General features: G+C 70.7%; 22 protein-coding genes and 1 pseudogene. 14 read left to right on the forward strand and 9 right to left on the reverse strand.

Annotation, left to right across the window (positions count from 1 at the left end; all coding sequences use genetic code 11):
- Positions 1-86 precede the first annotated feature (86 nt).
- Complete coding sequence (locus tag QOZ89_RS14050) at positions 87-1367, reverse strand: PspC domain-containing protein (protein WP_312623972.1); 1281 nt, start codon at positions 1365-1367, stop codon at positions 87-89.
- Positions 1368-1492: 125 nt separating this feature from the next.
- Here QOZ89_RS14050 and QOZ89_RS14055 point away from each other — a divergent pair, with 125 nt between their 5' ends.
- A complete protein-coding gene (locus QOZ89_RS14055) occupies positions 1493-2668 on the forward strand; it encodes an ATP-binding protein (protein ID WP_083418591.1) in 1176 nt (391 codons plus the stop codon).
- Positions 2665-3315, forward strand: a complete 651-nt coding sequence (locus QOZ89_RS14060; protein ID WP_071048765.1) for a LuxR C-terminal-related transcriptional regulator — start codon at positions 2665-2667, stop codon at positions 3313-3315. Before QOZ89_RS14055 ends, QOZ89_RS14060 begins: the two co-directional genes overlap by 4 nt.
- 173 nt (positions 3316-3488) lie before the next feature.
- On the opposite strand, the gene QOZ89_RS14065 is transcribed toward QOZ89_RS14060, so the two are convergent.
- Positions 3489-3803, reverse strand: coding sequence for a GlsB/YeaQ/YmgE family stress response membrane protein (locus QOZ89_RS14065; RefSeq protein ID WP_071048766.1), 315 nt, complete (start codon positions 3801-3803; stop codon positions 3489-3491).
- Between the two features lie 265 nt (positions 3804-4068).
- Complete coding sequence (locus tag QOZ89_RS14070; protein WP_312623973.1) at positions 4069-5112, reverse strand: zinc-binding metallopeptidase family protein; 1044 nt, start codon at positions 5110-5112, stop codon at positions 4069-4071.
- Positions 5113-5412: 300 nt separating this feature from the next.
- Here QOZ89_RS14070 and QOZ89_RS14075 point away from each other — a divergent pair, with 300 nt between their 5' ends.
- Positions 5413-5829, forward strand: coding sequence for a DUF1330 domain-containing protein (locus tag QOZ89_RS14075; protein ID WP_116271513.1), 417 nt, complete (start codon positions 5413-5415; stop codon positions 5827-5829).
- A 98-nt stretch (positions 5830-5927) separates the two neighbouring features.
- On the opposite strand, the gene QOZ89_RS14080 is transcribed toward QOZ89_RS14075, so the two are convergent.
- Both QOZ89_RS14080 and QOZ89_RS14085 read right to left on the reverse strand, forming a co-directional pair.
- Complete coding sequence (locus QOZ89_RS14080) at positions 5928-6287, reverse strand: VOC family protein (protein ID WP_071048768.1); 360 nt, start codon at positions 6285-6287, stop codon at positions 5928-5930.
- Positions 6288-6594: 307 nt separating this feature from the next.
- Positions 6595-7284 (reverse strand): TetR/AcrR family transcriptional regulator, encoded by a 690-nt coding sequence (locus tag QOZ89_RS14085; RefSeq protein ID WP_241841709.1) that lies wholly within the window; start codon positions 7282-7284, stop codon positions 6595-6597.
- A gap of 254 nt (positions 7285-7538) precedes the next feature.
- On the opposite strand from QOZ89_RS14085, the gene QOZ89_RS14090 reads away from it, so the two are divergent.
- A complete protein-coding gene (locus tag QOZ89_RS14090) occupies positions 7539-8804 on the forward strand; it encodes an aromatic ring-hydroxylating oxygenase subunit alpha (RefSeq protein ID WP_071048769.1) in 1266 nt (421 codons plus the stop codon).
- A gap of 48 nt (positions 8805-8852) precedes the next feature.
- The gene (locus QOZ89_RS14095; RefSeq protein ID WP_312623975.1) at positions 8853-9617 is read left to right on the forward strand and encodes an SDR family NAD(P)-dependent oxidoreductase; all 765 of its coding nucleotides are present in this window, start codon (positions 8853-8855) and stop codon (positions 9615-9617) included.
- A gap of 81 nt (positions 9618-9698) precedes the next feature.
- Here the strand turns inward: QOZ89_RS14095 and QOZ89_RS14100 are convergent, their stop codons facing one another.
- Complete coding sequence (locus tag QOZ89_RS14100; RefSeq protein WP_071048771.1) at positions 9699-10529, reverse strand: helix-turn-helix domain-containing protein; 831 nt, start codon at positions 10527-10529, stop codon at positions 9699-9701.
- Between the two features lie 125 nt (positions 10530-10654).
- Here QOZ89_RS14100 and QOZ89_RS14105 point away from each other — a divergent pair, with 125 nt between their 5' ends.
- The 4 genes from QOZ89_RS14105 to QOZ89_RS14120 all read left to right on the forward strand — a co-directional run bounded on the left by QOZ89_RS14105 (position 10655) and on the right by QOZ89_RS14120 (position 12865).
- Positions 10655-11197, forward strand: a complete 543-nt coding sequence (locus tag QOZ89_RS14105) for a carboxymuconolactone decarboxylase family protein (RefSeq protein WP_071048772.1) — start codon at positions 10655-10657, stop codon at positions 11195-11197.
- 445 nt (positions 11198-11642) lie between these two features.
- The gene (locus QOZ89_RS14110; RefSeq protein ID WP_071048833.1) at positions 11643-11867 is read left to right on the forward strand and encodes an RNA polymerase subunit sigma-70; all 225 of its coding nucleotides are present in this window, start codon (positions 11643-11645) and stop codon (positions 11865-11867) included.
- A complete protein-coding gene (locus QOZ89_RS14115) occupies positions 11867-12535 on the forward strand; it encodes a Clp protease N-terminal domain-containing protein (protein WP_083418593.1) in 669 nt (222 codons plus the stop codon). The genes QOZ89_RS14110 and QOZ89_RS14115 overlap by 1 nt, the downstream gene beginning before the upstream one ends.
- Before the next feature lie 21 nt (positions 12536-12556).
- Positions 12557-12865, forward strand: coding sequence for a hypothetical protein (locus QOZ89_RS14120; protein ID WP_071048774.1), 309 nt, complete (start codon positions 12557-12559; stop codon positions 12863-12865).
- 84 nt (positions 12866-12949) lie between these two features.
- On the opposite strand, the gene QOZ89_RS14125 is transcribed toward QOZ89_RS14120, so the two are convergent.
- The 3 genes from QOZ89_RS14125 to QOZ89_RS14135 all read right to left on the reverse strand — a co-directional run bounded on the left by QOZ89_RS14125 (position 12950) and on the right by QOZ89_RS14135 (position 15095).
- On the reverse strand, positions 12950-13291 hold the full coding sequence (locus tag QOZ89_RS14125; protein WP_071048775.1) for a hypothetical protein: 342 nt from the start codon (positions 13289-13291) through the stop codon (positions 12950-12952).
- Positions 13292-13503: 212 nt separating this feature from the next.
- Positions 13504-14721: an RNA polymerase sigma factor gene (locus tag QOZ89_RS14130; RefSeq protein ID WP_071048776.1), complete on the reverse strand. Its 1218-nt coding sequence runs from the start codon at positions 14719-14721 to the stop codon at positions 13504-13506.
- Between the two features lie 11 nt (positions 14722-14732).
- Positions 14733-15095 carry a YciI family protein gene (locus tag QOZ89_RS14135; RefSeq protein ID WP_071048777.1) on the reverse strand — a complete coding sequence of 121 codons (363 nt, stop codon included), beginning with the start codon at positions 15093-15095 and terminating at the stop codon, positions 14733-14735.
- Between the two features lie 530 nt (positions 15096-15625).
- Between QOZ89_RS14135 and QOZ89_RS14140 the strand changes: the two genes are divergently transcribed.
- The 5 genes and pseudogenes from QOZ89_RS14140 (at position 15626) to QOZ89_RS14160 (ending at position 18712) form a co-directional block, all read left to right on the forward strand.
- Positions 15626-16198, forward strand: a complete 573-nt coding sequence (locus QOZ89_RS14140; RefSeq protein ID WP_157910493.1) for a TIGR03086 family metal-binding protein — start codon at positions 15626-15628, stop codon at positions 16196-16198.
- Complete coding sequence (locus QOZ89_RS14145) at positions 16195-16557, forward strand: ArsR/SmtB family transcription factor (protein WP_071048778.1); 363 nt, start codon at positions 16195-16197, stop codon at positions 16555-16557. Before QOZ89_RS14140 ends, QOZ89_RS14145 begins: the two co-directional genes overlap by 4 nt.
- Positions 16550-16990: an SRPBCC family protein gene (locus QOZ89_RS14150; RefSeq protein WP_071048779.1), complete on the forward strand. Its 441-nt coding sequence runs from the start codon at positions 16550-16552 to the stop codon at positions 16988-16990. The genes QOZ89_RS14145 and QOZ89_RS14150 overlap by 8 nt, the downstream gene beginning before the upstream one ends.
- A gap of 465 nt (positions 16991-17455) precedes the next feature.
- Positions 17456-17690, forward strand: a pseudogene (locus QOZ89_RS14155) (hypothetical protein); the annotation flags it as partial.
- Complete coding sequence (locus QOZ89_RS14160) at positions 17687-18712, forward strand: NADPH:quinone oxidoreductase family protein (protein WP_198543232.1); 1026 nt, start codon at positions 17687-17689, stop codon at positions 18710-18712. The pseudogene QOZ89_RS14155 and the gene QOZ89_RS14160, both read left to right, overlap by 4 nt.
- The last annotated feature ends 17 nt before the right edge of the window (positions 18713-18729 follow it).

Raw genomic sequence — 18729 nt, forward strand, 5'->3', positions numbered from 1 at the left:
AATGGTCCGCGCCGGCAACCGGGGATGGCGGTGTGGTGTGTGGCCGTGCTGTGCGGCCGCCGCGCCCGCTGACCAGGCATGCCTGGTCAGCGATGGTCGATGGTGATGTTGCCGTCGGCGACGTCGACGTCGATCGTCACCGCCGCGCCCGTGGCGCCGTCCGGCGGCAGGATCGTCTGGCTGGTCCCGGCCCCGCGCCGCCGGTCGCCCCAGCCACGGTCACCTTCGGTGAAGGAGCCGGCGCCGTCGACCGTGACGTCGCCCAGATGCACGTCGGCCTTGACGGTCGCGTTCATCGCCTCCGGCAGGAGCAGCCGGACCTGTCCCGCGCCGAGGGTGACATGGATGTCCTGGGCCGGCCCCGGCGTGACGTGACGCAGGTCGAGCACGCTCTGGCCGAAGGCAAGCCGGTAGTCGCCCCGCAGGTCGGCGGCCGCGACCGGCGTCCAGACCCGCTGTCCGACCCCGTCATGCAGGCTCGCCCGCGTCCCGCCGAACGCGGCGGTGCCGAGTGCCGCGACCACCAGCAGCGGGAGCAACGACCATGGGGTGCGGCGCAGCACCGCGCCCAGCAGCAACGTGACCAGGGCGATCCCGCCGATGACCCAGAAGTAGACCGGTAGCCAGATTCCCACGAGGGCATCGGTCACGCCGAGGACGGTCAGCGTCGCCACCAGTGTCGTGAGCGCCGCCACCCGCAGCGGCCAGGACCGCCGGCGCCGTGCGCGCGCCGCCTGCCGAGCCTCGCTCAGCCAGGCCCGCGCCTCGCCGGTCCAGGCAGGCGGCACGGCAGCCGGGCCCTTGTCGAGGCGCACGGCCGTCGCCTCGCCCGAGGCAGTTGCCTCGCCCGAGGCCGGCGGTCCGGTGGGTCTCTCCCCCGGGGCCAGGGACCCGGACGGCGCCATCGAAGCGGGACGGCGCCAGCCGCCGTCCCTGGTCCCGATGAGCAGCAGCGGCACGACGACCAGCACGAGCAGGGGCCACACCGGGTGCGGCGACCACCAGCTGAAGGCGACACCCCACAGCAGGAGGCCGCCGGCCACGGCCACCAGCCACGGCGGGATGTGGTGTCGACGCAGGCCGTCGACCCAGCCGTCGACGGGTGCGTGTTCGGTGCCCTCGGCCGGGATGACCGCCCACGCGACCGCATAGGCGAGCACGCCGGCGCCGCCGAAGAACGCGGACACGGCGAACAGGACTCGGAACAGCACCGGGTCGACGCCGGCGTACTCGCCGAGCCCGCCGGCGATGCCGGCGCCGACGCGATCGGTGGCGCTGCGACGTAGCCGGCGCCGCGGCGCCGCGGACGCCGTGGGCGGTGCGGACGCCGTGGGCGGTGCCACGGGGGTTTCGGGATCTGTGGTCATAGTGGCTATACGTTGCGGGCCGCGGGGCGCCAGCGCATCGGGTGAACCCCTGATTTCGACCCTGAGCCCGCGTCTGGGGGCAACTCCTGATACCAGGCGGCGGCCTGAGCCGGAATCATGGCTCTGTGACCCGGAGCCTGCCCACCACCCGCGTTCTCTACCGGCGTCCGGACGTGGGCTGGGCCGGCGGTGTCATCGCGGGGATCGCGCTGCACACGGGCCTGCGTCGCCGGGCGGTCGCCCTGGTCTTCCTCGCCCTGGCGGTCAGTGGCGGCCTTGGCATCGCGCTCTACGCGACCTACTGGATCGTGTTGCCCACCCCGGAGGGCGCCCGGCGCTCGCGGCTGCCGCGTCCCGTCGAGTTCGCGCTGCTCGCCGTGGTCGTGCTCGCGGCCACCGCGCTGCTCGCCACCAGGGTCGCCGGCGCCACGCTGTTCGTGCCGACCCTGCTGGCCTGCATCGGCGGCGCGACGATCTGGCGCCAGGCGGCCGGCCCGGACCGCGAGCGCTGGCTGCGGGTCTCGCGCAGCACGGTCGGCGCACCGCCCGCCGACCGGATGGGACGGCTGCGCCTGGCCGTCGGGGCTGTCCTGGTGTTCGCCGGGGGTGTCCTCGTCCTGCACCGGGCGAACGTGAACGCCCTCCGGGACGGGCTGTGGGCGACGGGAGTGACCGCGGTCGGCCTGGCCCTCCTCGGCGGGCCCTGGTGGATCCGGCTGACGTCCCAGCTTGGCGCGGAGCGCGCCGAACGGATCCGCGGCCAGGAGCGCGCCGACATAGCGGCACACCTGCACGACTCCGTCCTGCAGACCCTCGCCCTCATCCAGCGCAACGCGGATTCGCCACGTGAGGTGACCCGCCTCGCGCGCGGGCAGGAACGCGAGCTGCGCGGCCTGCTCTACGGGACGCGCGCCGCGGGCGGCCAGCTTGGCGACGAGCTGCGCACGGCCGCCGCCGAGGTCGAGGACGCGTACGCGGTCAGGGTGGACGTCGTCGTGGTCGGTGATCTCGTCCTGGACGACGCGCTGGCGGCGGCCTGCGCCGCGGCCCGCGAGGCGATGGTCAACGCCGCGAGGCATTCCGGGGCCACGGACGTCTCGCTGTACGCCGAGGTCGAGACCGACGCCGTCAGCGTCTTCGTCAGGGATCGCGGGATCGGCTTCGAGCCGGACGCGGTCGCCGAGGACCGGCAGGGCGTGCGCGGCTCGATCATCGGCCGCGTCGAGCGCAACGGCGGGACGGTCTCGATCCGCAGCAGCCCTGGCGGTGGAACGGAAGTAGCGATAAGGATGCGGCGATGACGACGGTCTATCTGGTCGACGACCACGCCATGTTCCGGGCGGGCGTCCGCGCCGAGCTCGGCGGGCGGGTCGAGGTCGTCGGCGAGGCGGCGACGCCCGCCGACGCCGTCGCGGGCATCGTGGCGAGCAGGCCGCAGGTCGTCCTGCTCGACGTGCACATGCCGGACGGAGGCGGTCTCGCCGTCCTGCGGCAGGTGGGCGAACGCCTGCCGGCCACGCGCTTCCTGGCGCTCTCCGTCTCGGACGCGGCCGAGGACGTCATCGCGCTGATCCGCGCGGGCGCCCGTGGCTATGTCACCAAGACGATCTCCGCCGATGATCTTGCAGACGCCGTCGAGCGGGTGGCGGGCGGGGACGTCGTGTTCAGCCCGCTGCTGGCGGGCTTCGTCCTGGACGCCTTCCGGGACGCCCCGGCCGCGCCGTCCGTCGCGGCGGCCGCCACCGACGCGGACTTCGACCAGCTCACGCCGCGTGAGCGTGAGGTACTGCGGCTGTTGGCCCGCGGGTACGCCTACAAGGAGATCGCGGCCGAGCTGTTCATCTCGGTCAAGACCGTCGAGACGCACGCGTCCAACGTCCTGCGCAAGCTGCGGCTGTCCAGCCGCCATCAGCTCACCCGCTGGGCGGCCGACCGCCGGATCACCTAGCGCGCCGCGGGGGGGGGGGCCCCCGGGGGGGGGGGGCCCCCCCCCCCCCCCCCCCGCCCGGGCCCCCCCCCCCCATAACCGGGGGGGCCCCCCCGTGGGGGGGGGTCCCCCGCCGCGGCACCCGACGGGCGCTGAACGCCCTCCCATTTCACGGTTGTGTGGGTGAGACGCGTTCAGCGTGGGACGCGCCGACGGCTGGTGGTGCGGCGTCGGCTGGTGTGGCTGCGGCGACGGCTGGTGGGCCGGTAGATCAGTAGAAGAATGATCGCACCGATGATGGAGCCGATGACGCCGGACGGCTGCAGGGCGCCCTCGCTGAGGTCCTTGTCGAAAAGAACGTAACCCAGGAATCCGCCGATGAACGAGCCGACGACACCCAGGAGAATCGTCGTCGGAACTCCCATCGGGTCAGGTCCGGGCACGAGAAGACGCGCGACCGCGCCGGCGATGAGACCGAGCACAATCCAGGAGATGATGGTCACGAGCACGGGATCCTCCAGGTGGGAAACCATCTTCGGCGATCATCCGTCGTGTTATCGGGAGCTTTACCCCACCGGCCCCGCGGCTCAAACAAAGAAATTTGCGCATACCACCATCAGCACCTTGGCATGCGCCCCCCGAAACCCACACACCCACATTGACGCCAGGATGAAATCAGCACGTCACCTTATGTAGTGGATTCGGATCATCGAGTAGACCCCGACTACCTCGCGTGTTCGATGGCGACCTCCAGGCCACCAGCGGTCCCGGAGGTCAAGACCGCGCGGCTTGGCCCACGGGGGCGCGCCCGGCGTCACTCTCCCCGGCGACGAGCTGGTGGACGAGGCGCATCTTGTCCAGCGCGTGGGGCGGGAGAACGAACGGATAGAGGTCCGGGTGACCCATGGATCTGTTGATCATATTGAGTGACCAGGCCAGCGGCAGCCACAGTTCGATGATGCGTCTGAACCCGACGTCGCCGACGAGCGGAGCCGCCAGGGTGGCACCGGCGGGAGCGAAGCCGAACGCGGCGGCGGTATCGAGAGTGTCGCGGATATGGAGGTAGTGCGCGAAGGTCTCGGCCCAGTCCTCGGCTGGGTGCATGGTGGCGTAGGCGGAGACGTAGGTATCCTGCCAGCCGTTTGGCGGGCCCTTTTGGTAATGCCGGTCCAGGGCGGCCTGATAGTCGGCGTCGGGGTCGCCGAACAGCGTTGTGAACCGTTCCTTGCCGTCGCCGCTGTCGGTGAGGACCGTGAAGTAGTAGTGACCGACCTCGTGCCGGAAGTGGCCGAGCAGGGTGCGGTAGGGCTCGGCCATCGACACACGCAACTGCTCGCGGTGCACATCGTCGCCCTCGGCCAGGTCCAGGGTGATCACCCCGTTGGCATGGCCAGTGACGACATGCTCATGGCTACTGGAGAGCAGGTCGAAACACAGTCCGGTCTCGGGGTTGACGTCCCGCCCTCGAAGCGGGAGGCCCAGCTCGGTCAGCTCGAACACCAGCCGCCGTTTGGCCGCTTCGGCCTCGGCGAAGTCCGGCAGCGCGTCCCGATCGGTATCGGCGGGCCGTGTGCGGGTCAGCGCACACGACCTACACAGTCCGGACGGGCGCTCAACTGGAGCAAGCCAGTTACAGGCGGCAACGCCAACGTTCGCGCACCTGGACGCTCCACCGCCCTCGGCGCGGGCCCCCTCGGCGGTCAGGATGGCGAACGAGCGCGCGTCGAGGTCGAAGCCGATGCTGCTGTGGCAGCCCAGGCAGCGCGAGTTCTCGAACGTCAGCTGCTGCCCGCACCTCGGGCACGCGAAATCACGCATGGCCGATGTCTCTCAGCAACGAACGACGCCGAGCGGCTCGTGCCACGGCCTTAGGCCGCGATGCCGCGTCATAGATCACCTGGTCAGTGTGTCACCACGATGCAGCGCGCCAACCCAGGAGCCCTTTCACGCACGCGACCGCGATGGTGAGGCCGCTCTTCGCCCGTCCCCGCACTCCCATCCCGCTGTGACGGACCACGGCCGCGGCCGCTGGCAGTGGCTCCCCGGGTGAGGCCTGCTCATCAGGTGCCATGGGAAATCCGGTGGAAGGCTCCGGAGCGGCGCTGTTACCGTCCAGCCGTGTACCTGGACCCGTCGGACGAGAACGCCCGACTGTTCTTCGCCCGCGGCATCGAGGGTCCGCTGACGATGCTGAACCTGCTCCGGTTCCGCGACTGGGCCGACTACTCGGCTCACCCGGACCTCGCGCCCCCGGAGCGGATCTCCGGCTCCGCCGCCTACGACCGCTACGTCCGGCACACCCTGCCGTACCTGGCGGCCAGCGGCGGTTCGGTCGAGTTCTTCGGCACCGGTGGTCACCCGTTCGTCGGTCCGACCGACGAACGGTGGGACCTCGCCATGCTGATCCGCCAGGCCAGCGTGGCCGACTTCCTCGCGTTCGCCTCGAACGAGGGCTACGTCGCCGGCATCGGCCACCGGACGGCCGCGCTGGTGGATTCCCGACTGATCCCGCTGGTCGACCGCCCCCTGCCCTGACCAGCGAAACTGTGTTCCTGCGCCCTTCAGGGTACGTCGCGGCGCCGGTCGAAGATCGCCAAGGTTTCCGGAGAGCGACGGGTAGGACGCTGTCGACGTCAGCCCTTGCCGCTCAGGATGCAGAACTCGTTGCCGGCCGGGTCCGCGAGCACCACCCACGACTCTTCGCCCGTCTGCCCGACGTCCGCTCGCGTGGCCCCGAGGGCCAGCAGCCGCTCGACCTCGGCCCGCTGTTCGTCGGGCGACGACGGGGTCAGGTCGAGATGCAGCCGGTTCTTGACGGTCTTGGCCTCGGGCACCAGGCCGAACAGCAGCTTCACCGAGCTGTCCGGCGAGACGACGATCCACTCGCCGTCCTGGTCGGACTCGGCGCTGACGCCGAAGACGTCGGCCCAGAAACTAGCGACCGGGGCCGGGTCGGCGCAGTCGACCACAAGCCACTTCCAGCTGAGTGCCACGTTGAACCTCCTCGCTACCGCCTGATCCAGCGGATTGACGGACGTTGGATACCCAGGTCCCGCCAGGAATCACGTCGGTGTCCCAGCGGCCGCGGCGCGGACGGGCGCCAAGTCACCGACGGCCGCTCCGCGTGCGGGCGACAGCGCGCCGAAATCCCTGGATCGGATCATCAGACTCCGCGCGCGATGGCAGGTCATCGGCGCGCCTCAAAGGGATTTTCACACCTCGTTGCCGCCCGTTCGAAGCGTTCGCGGGCACCAGGCCGGTCGGCATCAGGAGTTGGCCAGGTCCGCGATCGCTTGGAGGTCAGGGCCGTTGGTCCAGGACCGGGGGTCGGGTGTCGCGGACGCGCAGGCCGTTGAGGAAGAGGTCGACGGCGTGCTGGAGGTGCGCCTCCTCGACCTCGGGCGTCCGGTGGATGCCGTAGGCGGCGAGCCAGGCTGGCATGGCGCCGACCATGGCGAAGAACTGCTCGGCGGCGATCTCGACGTCGCGGACGACGATGGCGCCGCCGCGCTCGTGCCTGCGCAGCAGATCCATGATCACCTGGATGCGCGGGGTCCAGGTGATGGCCCGGGAACTGGCCGCGAAGTCGGGGAACCGGGCGGACTCGGCGATCGCCATCCGGCTGAGCCGGACCAGGTCCGGGTCGACGGACCGGGCCAGGATGGCACGCGCGATCATCTCCAGGCTGGCGGCGAGGTCGTCCGGCAGCGGTTCCAGCGCCTGTTCGTCGCGTTCCAGCCGCGTCAGCGCCCACGAGCTCACGGCGACGAACAGGGCGCGCTTGTCGGGGTAACGGGCGTAGAGGGTGCCCTTGGTGACACCCGCGGCCTGCGCCACCGCCTCCATGGTGGTGCGGTCGTATCCGTTCTCCAGGAAGATGTCGACCGCCGCCCGCCGGATCCGGTCGGTCAGTTGGGCCGCCTGCGTCGACGTCGGCCGTCCCGAGCGGGAGCGCTCCTTACCCACCTCGGATCCCGCCTCGGACGCCACCCGACAACCCTACGGTTCCGTCCGTTTCAGGTGACCGGCGTGCGCCGCCGCGGCACGCACGCCGAACCAGCCCATGAAAGCCCCGGCCGCGTGCGGCGGCGTACGGCGGTGCCTGCTCGAACTGGGCCAGCGGCCCTGGCACCCGCCTCGGGCCGGTTGACCTAAATCGTACGGCGCCGTATGGTTCTAAAACCGGACGGTACCGTACGATTATGGCCGCCCTCCCTGGCCGCGGTCGACTCGGAGGCAGATCGATGGCGCACTTCCCCAAGCCCAGCGAGGGCAGCTGGACCGAGCACTTCCCGAGCCTCGGCACCGGCCCCGTCTCGTTCGAGGACTCGATCTCGCCCGAGTACTACGAGCTGGAGCGCAAGGCGATCTTCGGCCACACCTGGCTGAACGTCGGCCGCGTCGAGCAGATCCCGAAGACCGGGAACTACTTCACCAAGGAGATCCACGCCGCCCGCACCTCGGTGATCGTCGTCCGGGACACCGCCGGCGAGGTCCGCGCGTTCCACAACATCTGCCGCCACCGGGGCAACAAGCTGGTCTGGCAGGAGAACCCTGGCGTGGAGGTCAGCGGCACGGCCCGGCAGTTCATCTGCAAGTACCACGCCTGGCGCTACGGCCTCGACGGCGCGTGCACGTTCGTGCAGCAGGAGTCGGAGTTCTTCGACCTCGACAAGGCGACGCTGGGGCTCGTCCCGGTGCGCTGCGAGGTGTGGGAGGGCTTCATCTTCGTCAACCTCGACGACAGCGGCTCCACGTCCGTGCGCGAGTACCTCGGCCGTTTCGGGAAGGGCCTTGAGGGCTACCCGTTCGGCGAGATGACGCAGACCTGGAAGTACCGCGCCGAGGTCGGGGCGAACTGGAAGCTCTACATCGACGCGTTCGCCGAGTTCTACCACGCCCCCGTCCTGCACGGGAAACAGTACGTGAGCGCCGAGTCACGCAAGATCCAGAGCTACGGCTACGAGGGCCTGCACTACGACATCGACGGCATCCACTCGATGCAGTCCGCCTGGGGCGGGATGTCGCCGCCGAAGGACCTCAGCATGGTCAAGCCGATCGACCGCGAGCTGCGCAGCGGCAACTTCGGCCCCTGGGACCGCCCCGACCTGGCCGCCCTCCGCGAGCTGCCGCCGGGGCTCAACCCGGGCCGCCACCGCCAGTGGGGCCTGGACTCCTACGTCTTCTTCCCGAACTTCATGATGGTCGTGTGGGCGCCGGGCTGGTACCTCACGTACCACTACTGGCCGACGGCCTACAACAAGCACATCTTCGAGGGCACGCTCTACTTCGTCCCGCCGAAGAACGCCACCGAGCGGATGCGCCAGGAACTGGCCGCGGTCACCTTCAAGGAGTTCGGCCTCCAGGACTCCAATACCCTGGAGGCCACTCAGACGATGCTCGAGTCCCGCACCGTCACACAGTTCCCGATCAACGACCAGGAGATCCTCATCCGGCATCTGCACAAGACCGCGGCGGAATACGTGGCCGCCCACCAGGCAAAGCGTTAGCCGATACGCTCCGTCCGAACGAGACACGCTGAACGGAAGAGGAAGCAGATGCTCGGGAACCTGGTCGGCAAGGTCGCGATCGTGACGGGCGGCGCCTCCGGAATCGGCCGGGCGTGCGCCCTGCGCCTGGCCGAGGACGGAGCCGCCGTCGCTGTGCTCGACCTCAACGAGGCCGACGCGAAGGCGGTCGCGGACGAGATCCAGGCCGCGGGCGGCGCCGCGCTCGCGGTCGCCGCCGACGTCGCGGACGCCGAGAGCGTCACTCGCGCCGTGGCCGCGGCCCGCGCCCGGTTCGGACCGGTCACGATCCTGGTGAACTCGGCCGGCAAGACCGGCGCGAAGCGGTTCATGGACATCACCCTCGCGCAGTGGACGTCGATCCTGACGGTCAACCTGACCGGAACGTTCCTCTGCTGCCAGGCGGTCGCCCCGGACATGACCGAGGCCGGCTGGGGCCGGATCGTGAACATCTCCTCGTCCAGCGCCCAGGGCGGCCAGCCGTTCATGACCCACTACGTCGCGTCCAAGGGCGGCGTCATCGCCTTCACCAAGGCGCTCGCGCTCGAGCTCGGCCCAAGCGGCATCACGGTGAACACGATCCCGCCGGGGTTCGTCGACACACCGATGCTGCGCGGCGAAGAGGCCCGCGGCCGGTGGGGCTCGAACACCGCCGAGGACCTCGTCGCCGCCACACCCGTGCGCCGGATGGGCAAGCCCGAGGACATCGCCGCGGCCTGTTCGTTCCTGGCCTCGGACGAGGCCGGCTACATCACCGGCCAGGTCCTCGGCGTCAACGGCGGTCGCAACACCTAAGAGCCGGGTCTCGTCAGGGGTCCACTTCCGGGGTCATGAGTCCGTGTTCAGCCGGCAGTCAGCGGGCGGCAGGTGGACCGCTCAGATCTGGCTGGCGGCGCACAGGCGCGACCAGTTCTCGCGGGTCGCGTCGTCGTTGGGGAAGAACGACTCCAGCCGGAGCTCCTGCGCGGTGACGTCGATCGGCGTGCCGATCGTGGACACCACGGAGAACAGGTTGAGCGGCGTGCCGTCCACCTCGAACCGCACGTCGACGACAGGAGCCGCCTCCAACCCCGGTTCCGGGGCGGCCAGCAGCGCGGCGACGTCGGACCTTGCTCGCAGCCCGCGCACCAGCTCGGCGGTCCGGTCGTCCAGCACTCCGCCCACGGCTTCGCGACGCGCGCGTTCCAGCAGGTGCGGGACGACGCTGTTCCAGTTCCGGATCGCCCGTCGGACCGGCCCAGGTTCGATGACCATCCGGAGCACGTTGGCCGGCTCAGGCACCGGCTCGGGCGCGCACAACCGCCCGAACAGCAGCTGGGCGCCCTGGTTGGCCCGCAGCACATCCCAGCCTCGGCTCAGCACCACGGCCGGCAGCGGATCATGCTGGTCGAGCATCACCGCCAACGCCGCGCTCACCTGGCGCAGCCCAGGACTGTCCAACGGCTCGTCGGCGTACGACGGCGCGTAGCCACCAGCCAGCAGCAGAAGATTGCGGTCGCGCAGCGGAATGTCGAGCGTGCGGGCCAACCGCTCGATCATCTGGCGGCTGGGCTGGGCCCGGCCGCTCTCGACGAAGCTCATGTAGCGGGGAGTGCTTCCCGCCGCGACCGCCAGGTCCAACTGGCTGAACCGGCGAAGACTCCGCCAGTGGCGGAGCTGATCACCGAGCGCCGAACCCGGCCGCGACGTGGAGCTCGCCAGCACCATGTCCCGGACGCTAGCCGGTCACCGACATCGAATCCCTTCCCTGCCAGGGAATCGCGCCGCCACCAGCGGAGCCGGGAGTCTGCACGGCAGCCGCCGGCAGTCGGCGGCACTTAGGAGAGGCGACGATGAAGCTCACCGTCCACACCGCCGAGTCCGCTCCCGCCGAAGCCGCGGCCCTGCTGCGCGGCATCGCGGACGACCTCGGCGTCGTCCCCAACATGGCCGCCGCGATGGCCAGCTCCCCGGCGCTGCTCGCCGGATTCGACGGGCTGCGCCGCGCCCTCGGAACGGCCCGGCTTCCGCGGCAGGAACGTGAGATCGCCGGTCTCGCCGTGGGCGTCGCCGTCGATAACGCCTATGGCGTCGCCTTCCACTCGACGATGCTCGACCAGCTCGGCGCCGGCGCCTCCGATGTGGACGCGATGCGAGGCGGCCGCGAGCCAGACCAGCCACGCGCCGCCGCTGTCTACGCACTCGCCCGCTCCATCGCGCTCGGGCGCGGCAAGGTCGACGACACGGTTCTGGACCGCGCCTCGTCGGTCGGCCTCGACGACAGCCTGATCCTCGACATCGTCCTCGAATGCGCTCTCGCGAGCCTCGTCGGCACCGTCGACAACCTCGCCGACCGGGTCGAGATCGACGGTTTCCTGCACGCCCGAGCGCGCTAGCCCGCCGTCGGGCCTCCCCCGTCAGGCCAGACCGGGCACTCCACGCTTTGATCAGCTCGTGGACAACGCTGCCGCCTTGAGTCACCTCCCGGCCGGCCGTTCATCTGCCGGGCGGCCGGGCGGCCGAGGGCGGGCCTCTGTGCTCGTCAGCCGTTGAGGGAGCCGTAGCGGTGACTGTCAATCCCTCGTAACCGTGGAGGGTTGAACGGCCCAGAAGGTGATCTTTCCGAGTCTCTGATCCTCCTTAGGGGTGATGTTGTGTGGGCGCCGCACGTCTGCGGCGGGGCAGCGAGGTTTCCCTGGAAGCGTGGAGAAGATCGGCTGGGGCAGGGCCGGGTCTGATGTTGGTGGCTGTGGGTGGGTGTACCCGGCCCAGCCCACGCGTCGTCAAAGACGCTTGACGCCTCGGGGGGCGTCAATCTATTTTGACGGTATGAGCGAGGCGGTGACGCGAGGTAGCCAGATGGTGGAGGCGGCGGGTGATCCTGATCCGGCGACCGGTCTGGCCGCGGTGGCGGCGTTGCGGGGCCTGGTGGAGGTGCTGGAGGAGTTGCAGGTCGACAACGCCCGTGCCCAGGGCTGGTCGTGGCGTGACATCGCCCGGGTCCTCGGCGTGACCAAGCAGGCGATGCACTACAAGCATGCCGGCCGGCTGCGGGGGCGGGACTGATGGCGCAGATGGCGGGGCGGCCCTCGGGTGCCAGTCTGGAGATCAGGCGGTTGGCGGAGGCCGAACGTGACCGCCTGGGCCATCCGTATCTCGGTGATGAGCATCTGTTGCTCGGGGTGCTCGCGCACGCGGCGAACCCAGCCGCGACGATGCTGCACGAACGCGGACTGGACCTGGCAACCGCGCGGACCCAGATCGCGCGGATCGTGGCGGACTCCGGGCCGCTGGCCCGGGACGACGCCGCGCTGTTGCGGGAGTTCGGCGTGGACGTGACCCAGATGCGCCGCCAGCTGGAATCGACGTTCGGGACACTCGCGGTCCACGACGCCGCCCGGCGGGTACGCCGACGGCCATGGTGGCGCGGGCGGGCCTCCCACAACCCGCTGTGCGGGCCCTTCTATCTGATCAAGCGGGCGCAGCTCGTTGCCTGCACCACCGCGGGCGCGCGTGGCGAGGCGGAGATCCGCCCCGAACACCTGCTCTATGGTGTGCTGCGCGTCGCGCGTGACCCACTCGGCTCCGGGCTGGGCCGACGCGGGCGTCGCGACGCCGCGCGCCTGGGACTGCCGGTCGGCGCGGCCCATCCGGTCCGGCTGCTGCTAACCGGCCAGGGCATCGACCTCGACCAGCTCGGCGAGGATCTGCTCGGCAGCCTCGCGGCGACCTGATCGGATGAAAGGCGGGCCCACATGACGACGCCAGTAGCGGCCACGGCGTCAGACGCCGCCGAACCGCTGGAGTGCTGGTGCTGCGCTGGCACCTATCAAGAGCCTGACCTGGTCCGGCTCGGGCGCCATCCCGAGGTCGGGGTCTGCCTGGCCTGCGCGCACTTCCTGCATCAGCAAGCCCGCGGCCGTGAGGACGCACGACGCCCCTCACCCGCCGCCCGCCTACGCGACGGGCTACGGGCCGGCCGGCGGCTGGTCATCCGGCGCCGATGGCATCAGAACCCCGTCATCGGCCGGCCGCTGCGCTGGCTGGGCCGCCGCCTGCCCTAGCATTCCCGTCACCCGTGGCCACGGGTGACGGGATGGCCACCAAGCCGTGGAGATCACCGTCGGTCCAGATGCCGTCAGCGCGCCCTACGCCGGGTCTTGATCGCCGACCGCCGGGGGCCTCTGAGGGCCGGCCGGCAGGTCAAGCGCCGCGCGGAGCTGGGCCGGCGACGGGATCCCGACCAGCCGGCCGGTCTCGTCGCGGTAGAGCCGACACGACAGGCTCGCCGAACGACCCGGCCCAGCAAAGGGGTCGACACCGTCGACGAGCAAGGTGGGCGATCCACTCATACCCACCTCCGCCGCCAGATCCTCGCTATCGACCACACGGACGGTGACGACATCGCCGGCGCCGACCAGGCGACCGAGCCGCTCCTGAAGCGTCGTGACGTGCGGGCAGCCCGGGACGTGCAGAATCGTCAACCTCATCGGTGGTCTCCCTCCCCGGGTCCATGATGTCCTCGGCGCGACCCGGGTTCCCATCGCCGTGCGCTCGGGCGAGCCGAGCGAGGACCGGTCCCGACAAAGCCGCCACGGGCAGACGGGCGTGCGTACCGGTCCTGCGCCACGGTCGCCTGCGCTGGGAGGAGCCTCGATGAGGACCTGGCTCCTGCTCCCGCATGCAGAGCCATGTGGCCTGGCTATGGGGGTGGGCGGAGTTGGGCGGTGCGGCGGGTGAGGTAGTGCTGTTCGGGCAGGCTGGCGGTCATCTGGGCGGCTCGTTGGTAGGACTCTCGGGCGGCGTCGGGGTCGCCTGCCTGTTCGAGGAGGTGGGCGCGGACGGCTTCGAGGCGGTGGCTGTGGGTGAGCCGGTCGTCGGTGTCGAGGGCGCCGAGGGCGGTGAGGCCGGCGGTCGGGCCGTGGACCATGGCGAGGGCGACGGCGCGACTCAGAGTGACGACAGGTCCGGGTGCGACCTGGGCGAGCACGTCGTAGAGGGCGAGGATCTGCGGCCAGTCGGTGTCGGCGGCGGTCGGGGCCTCGTCGTGGAGAGCGGCGATGGCGGCCTGGATCTGGTACTGGCCGATCGGTCCGGTGCCCAGGGTGCGGGTGAGCAACGTCTGCCCTTCGGTGATCGCCGCTCGGTCCCACAGGTCCCTGTGCTGGTCGGCCAGGGGCATGAGGAAGCCGTCGCGGTCGGTTCGCGCGGCGCGGCGGGCATCGGTGAGCAGCATCAATGCCAGCAGCCCGGCGACCTCACCCTCGTGGGGTAGCAGCCCGTGCAGCAGGCGGGTGAGCCGGATCGCTTCGGCGGTCAGGTCGACCCGGGTCAGTTCCGGTCCCGAGGTGGTGGTGTAGCCCTCGTTGAAGATCAGGTACAGCACGTGCAGGACCACGGCGAGCCGGCTGGCGCGGTCGGCGGATGTGGGCAGGTCGAACCGGGCGCCGGTGTCGCGGATGCGCTGTTTGGCCCGGCTGATCCGCCGTGCCATGGTGGCCTCCGGCATGAGGAACGCCGAGGCGATCTGCGCGGTGCTGAGGCCACCGACCGCGCGGAGGGTGAGGGCGAGCTGTGACGGCTGCGACAGCGCCGGGTGGCAGCACAGGAACAGCAGGACGAGCGTGTCGTCGGGTCCAGCGGCAAGCGGCGGGTGGGTGGGGTCGAGCGCGGCCGTTGCCTCGCGGCGGCGTCGGGCGCTGTCGCTGCGCCAGTGGTCGACCAGCATTCGGGTGGCGACGGTGGTCAGCCACGCTTGAGGCCGGTCCGGGATGCCCTCGGTGGGCCATTGCACGGTCGCGGCGAGCATCGCTTCCTGGACCGCGTCCTCGCAGGCGTCGAACTGACCGTGGCGGCGCACGAGCGCGCCGAGGACCCGCGGCGCCAGGTCGCGCAGCAGGTCCCCGAACGGCTCGCCCACGATCGCTCGCCTCACATCTGCTGGGGCGGCTCGTCCATGATCCGCCGGATCTCCATCGGGTACTCGGTGACCGCGACGACCTCCGAGGCGATCTCGACCGCCCGCTCGTAGCTGCCTTCGATGACCCAGTACCCGGCGAGGGATTCCTTGATCTCGGCGAACGGGCCGTCGGTCGGCGTGGGGGCGCCGTCGGTGAACCGCACAGTCGTGGCCTGGGTCGGGTCGGTCAGGTGCCGGCTTTCGACCACCTCACCGGACTCACGCAGCTCACGGTCCATCCGCATCATCGTGGCCTGCATCTCGGTGATCCACTCCGGGCTCCGGTCGGCCAGCGAGGTGCCCAGACCACCGAACATCATGATCATGTACTTCATCGGTCTCTCCGTCCGTCAGGCGCCCGGTCGTGGGCGCTGGCTCCCGGTCGGAGCAGGCCAGCCGGATCTGGACATCCCCGCGCAAGATTCTTGTCTCCGCGGTCCCGAGAAGCGTCGAGGTCGATGTCTTCAGCCACCGCCGGGGCTCGGTAGCCAGGTGTGCCTCCAGACGGCCGCGCCCGCTGTTCCTGGGCGGTGGACGGGCGAGTTCGCTCTGGAGGGAGATCGCCGTGGCGTGCGACGAGGTGCTCGCTGGGCGGTGGCGTGCGCGGTCCCGCGACAGGCCCGCACCTGACGGTGAAGCGCCAGGCGCGCTGACCATACGCGGTCAAGCAGATCGAGCAGGGGCTGAACGGCCGAGCCGGAGTCGAATCTCACCCGTGGTTGTTACCGAAAGTAGTCGGCCGTCATGGGCAGTCCGCTGAGATCGCGATAGCCCGACAGCACCCAGCGGCCTATCCACAACATATCGGTTGCACTACAGTCTGGTTGCGCAACAACCTTGTTGTAGAGACTGCTGGAGGTCCCCTGTGGAGATCTTTGATGCCCTCGACCGCGCCGTCGCCTCAACGTCTGGCATCGTGAAGACCGTGCGCCCCGATCAGCTCAGTGCCGCGACACCGTGCACCGAGTGGGACATCCGCGCGTTGCTCAACCATCTCGTCGGCACGCTCTGGCTCGGCGAGGCCCTGTTCACGGACGGCGCTCCTCGGCATCCGATGCCGCCCGGTGGCCTGCCGGCCACCGACCTCGTCGGCGACGACCCGGCTGTGGCCTACGAGACCGCGTCCGCCGCCCTGCTGGCCGCGGCCCGGGTCGGCGACACGCTCACCCGCATCCACACGACGCCGCTCGGGGACATGCCCGGCCCGGCGCTGGCCGGGTTCACCACCCTCGACATACTCGTCCACGGCTGGGACCTCGCTTCCGCCACTGGCCAGCCAACCAGCCTCGACGACGACCTTGCCGGCCACGTTCTCGCCTTCGCCAGCCAGGCCATCACCGACGACTTCCGCGGCACCCGCATCGGCCCCGCGATCCCGGTGGAAGCCACCGCCTCGGTCACCGACCGGCTTGTGGGATTCCTCGGCCGCCAGCCGTGAACCCCGACGCGGCCCTCAAGGCGCTCGCCGAACCCCACCGCCGCGACATCCTGCGGCTGGTGTCGGCCACCCCGCGATCCGTCGGGGAGATCGCCGACCATCTCGACATCACCTCCCAGGCCGTCTCCCGGCATCTGAAGGTGCTACGGGAAGCCGGCCTGGTCGACGAGCGCCGTGAGGGCACGCGTCACCTCTTCCTCGTCCGCCCCGACGGCTTCTCGGCCGTCCAGGACTTCCTCGACGACTTCTGGACCCGCCACCTCGGCCAGCTCAAGGCCGCCCTCGAAAGCCCTCGCCGGCAGCAGCCACCCACGCCGCCCACAGAACTGTCCGAGTCCCGAAGGCACCACGATGGCTGACCCCTACACCACTGAGATCGAGATCGACGCGCCCGTCGAGGACGTCTTCCGCCACCTCACCGACCCCGCCCACATGATCCGGTGGATGGGCCAACACGCCACCCTCGATCCCACCCCCGGCGGGACCTTCCACCTCGACATCAACGGCGTGCCCGTCCGCGGTCACTACCGCATCGTTGACCCGCCTCACCGCGTCGTCGTGACCTGGGGAGTAGCCGGCAGCCCCGATCTGCCACCCGGTACGACCGAGGTCGAGTTCACCCTCACCGCCACCGCTACCGGCACCCGGCTCCGCCTCGAACACCGAAACCTTCCCGACAGCCAGCGGCCCGCCCACGCCACCGGCTGGCCCCACTTCCTCGCCCGGCTCCACCTCACCGCTGCCGGCCTCGACCCAGGCCCCGATCCTTGGCAGATCACCTCCGGTTCCTAACCAGACCTCCCACCGGCGCGCCGTGACGCGCGAATCCGTCGCGTCCGGCCGCTCGTCGCAGCCCTCACCTACCCGCGGTCGAAGTCGCAGTCGCTTCGACTCCGTCGTCCGGACCTTCTCGGTCGCCGCCGTCGCCTGGCAGTTCTCCGCCCGGCACCACGAGCCCCGGCGACACCGCGAAAAGACCACGTCTCACGGAGGATGTAGGCGAGCCCCGCGCCGGCCGACCAGCGTCGACCTCGCAGCCTCCGACGCGGCGGGCTCCGACGTCGTATCAGACAGTGCCATCTCCGGACGCGGCTACTCCGAGCGCCGCTGGCCCGGTCTAGCGTCGCGCCGTCAGACTCGCTGGCAGGCGATGTCGCGCATGGCCCTGTGGTACCGGAACAGCACACGCAGGCGGATCGCTTGCCCGCCGCCGTGGCGCGATCGGTGCAGAAGGGGTCGCGTCGGGCTGAGAGCAGGGCACGCGACGGACCTGCTGCATCGGGCTCGGGCCGAGGATGTGCTGCATTGGCAGCAGCATCAGCGCCCGATCTCCGCGGAGACGCTGCGCAAGCGCCTCCATGTCGGGACTCCGACCGCGCGCAGGCTGGTCGCCCAGCTGCGCAGCACGCTTCAGCGGCTGCCGATTCCTTTCCGCGGTGGCCGAGGTCTACATGGTCGACGGTGCGGTCCGCCGAGAGGCCGGCCGCGATGAGGCAAGCCGAGAAACGAGAGCTGATCGCCGTGAGCATCCCCGCCACGATGCGCGCCCTGCAGCAGACCTCGCTGAAGGGTCCGCAGGACATGCGTCTGATTACCGACGTGCCGGTACCGAGCCCTGGCCAGAGCGAGGTCCTGATCCGGGTCGCCGCCGCCGGTGTCAACTTCGCCGACATCTCGAAGGCCTACGGCACGTTCCTGGGCGGCCCGCAGCCACCGTATCTGGCGGGTTTCGAGGCCGCCGGCGAGGTCGTGGCGGTGGGCGAGGCGGTGACCGGCCCGCGACCGGGGACTCGCGTCATCGGTGTCGGATACGGGGCTTTCGCCGAGTACATGATCCTGTCCGCGGCCGCGGCGATGCCGGTGCCGGCTGGCTGGACAGCCGAGCAGGCGTTGGGCCTGGTCGTGAACTGGCCCACCGCACTCGCCGCGCTCAAGCCCCTGGGTCAGATCGCCGCCGGGGAGACCGTGCTGGTCCACGCCGCGGCGGGCGCGACCGGCCAGGCCGCGGTGACGATGGCCAAGCACTACGGCGCGACGGTCATCGCCACCGCCTCGCCAAGCAAGCACGAGACGGCGCTGGCGCTCGGCGCCGACCACGTCCTGGACTCCCTCGATGGCGACCTCGCCGCCGAGGTGTTGCGGCTGACCGGTGGTGCCGGTGCCGATTTGGTGCTGGAGTCGGCGGGTGGTGCCACCTTCCACGCCAGCCTGGCCGCGGCCAGGCCGGTCGCCGGGCGGGTCATCGTCTACGGCGTGGCAGGCGGCGAAGCCGCGATCACCAACTGGGAGCTGGTGTACAAGCACCAGGTCCACATCATCGGCCTCAACATCGGCGTGCTGATCCAGGCCGCACCCCAGATCTTCGGCGAGCTCATGGGTGAGCTGTCCGTCCTCATCGCCGCCGGCGTCCTCACGCCCGCTCGCCCCACCGCCTACGACTTGGCCGACGGCCCGAAGGCCCTCGCGGAACTGGAAGCCAGGGCGACCGTCGGCAAACTGGCCCTGCGGCCCTGAGCACTCCCGCACAGCCG

Origin of the sequence: Pseudofrankia coriaricola (assembly GCF_032027725.1) — a bacterium.
In the GTDB taxonomy this organism is placed as follows: domain Bacteria; phylum Actinomycetota; class Actinomycetes; order Frankiales; family Frankiaceae; genus Pseudofrankia.

Excerpts from the sequence above, each read along its gene's own strand:
- QOZ89_RS14050 (WP_312623972.1), bottom strand. The coding sequence starts at position 1,367 with ATGACCACAGATCCCGAAACCCCCGTGGCACCGCCCACGGCGTCCGCA.
- QOZ89_RS14060 (WP_071048765.1), top strand. The coding sequence starts at position 2,665 with ATGACGACGGTCTATCTGGTCGACGACCACGCCATGTTCCGGGCGGGC.
- QOZ89_RS14070 (WP_312623973.1), bottom strand. The coding sequence starts at position 5,112 with ATGCGTGATTTCGCGTGCCCGAGGTGCGGGCAGCAGCTGACGTTCGAG.
- QOZ89_RS14090 (WP_071048769.1), top strand. The coding sequence starts at position 7,539 with ATGGCGCACTTCCCCAAGCCCAGCGAGGGCAGCTGGACCGAGCACTTC.
- QOZ89_RS14095 (WP_312623975.1), top strand. The coding sequence starts at position 8,853 with ATGCTCGGGAACCTGGTCGGCAAGGTCGCGATCGTGACGGGCGGCGCC.
- QOZ89_RS14100 (WP_071048771.1), bottom strand. The coding sequence starts at position 10,529 with ATGGTGCTGGCGAGCTCCACGTCGCGGCCGGGTTCGGCGCTCGGTGAT.
- QOZ89_RS14105 (WP_071048772.1), top strand. The coding sequence starts at position 10,655 with ATGAAGCTCACCGTCCACACCGCCGAGTCCGCTCCCGCCGAAGCCGCG.
- QOZ89_RS14115 (WP_083418593.1), top strand. The coding sequence starts at position 11,867 with ATGGCGCAGATGGCGGGGCGGCCCTCGGGTGCCAGTCTGGAGATCAGG.
- QOZ89_RS14120 (WP_071048774.1), top strand. The coding sequence starts at position 12,557 with ATGACGACGCCAGTAGCGGCCACGGCGTCAGACGCCGCCGAACCGCTG.
- QOZ89_RS14125 (WP_071048775.1), bottom strand. The coding sequence starts at position 13,291 with ATGAGGTTGACGATTCTGCACGTCCCGGGCTGCCCGCACGTCACGACG.
- QOZ89_RS14135 (WP_071048777.1), bottom strand. The coding sequence starts at position 15,095 with ATGAAGTACATGATCATGATGTTCGGTGGTCTGGGCACCTCGCTGGCC.
- QOZ89_RS14150 (WP_071048779.1), top strand. The coding sequence starts at position 16,550 with ATGGCTGACCCCTACACCACTGAGATCGAGATCGACGCGCCCGTCGAG.
- QOZ89_RS14160 (WP_198543232.1), top strand. The coding sequence starts at position 17,687 with ATGAGGCAAGCCGAGAAACGAGAGCTGATCGCCGTGAGCATCCCCGCC.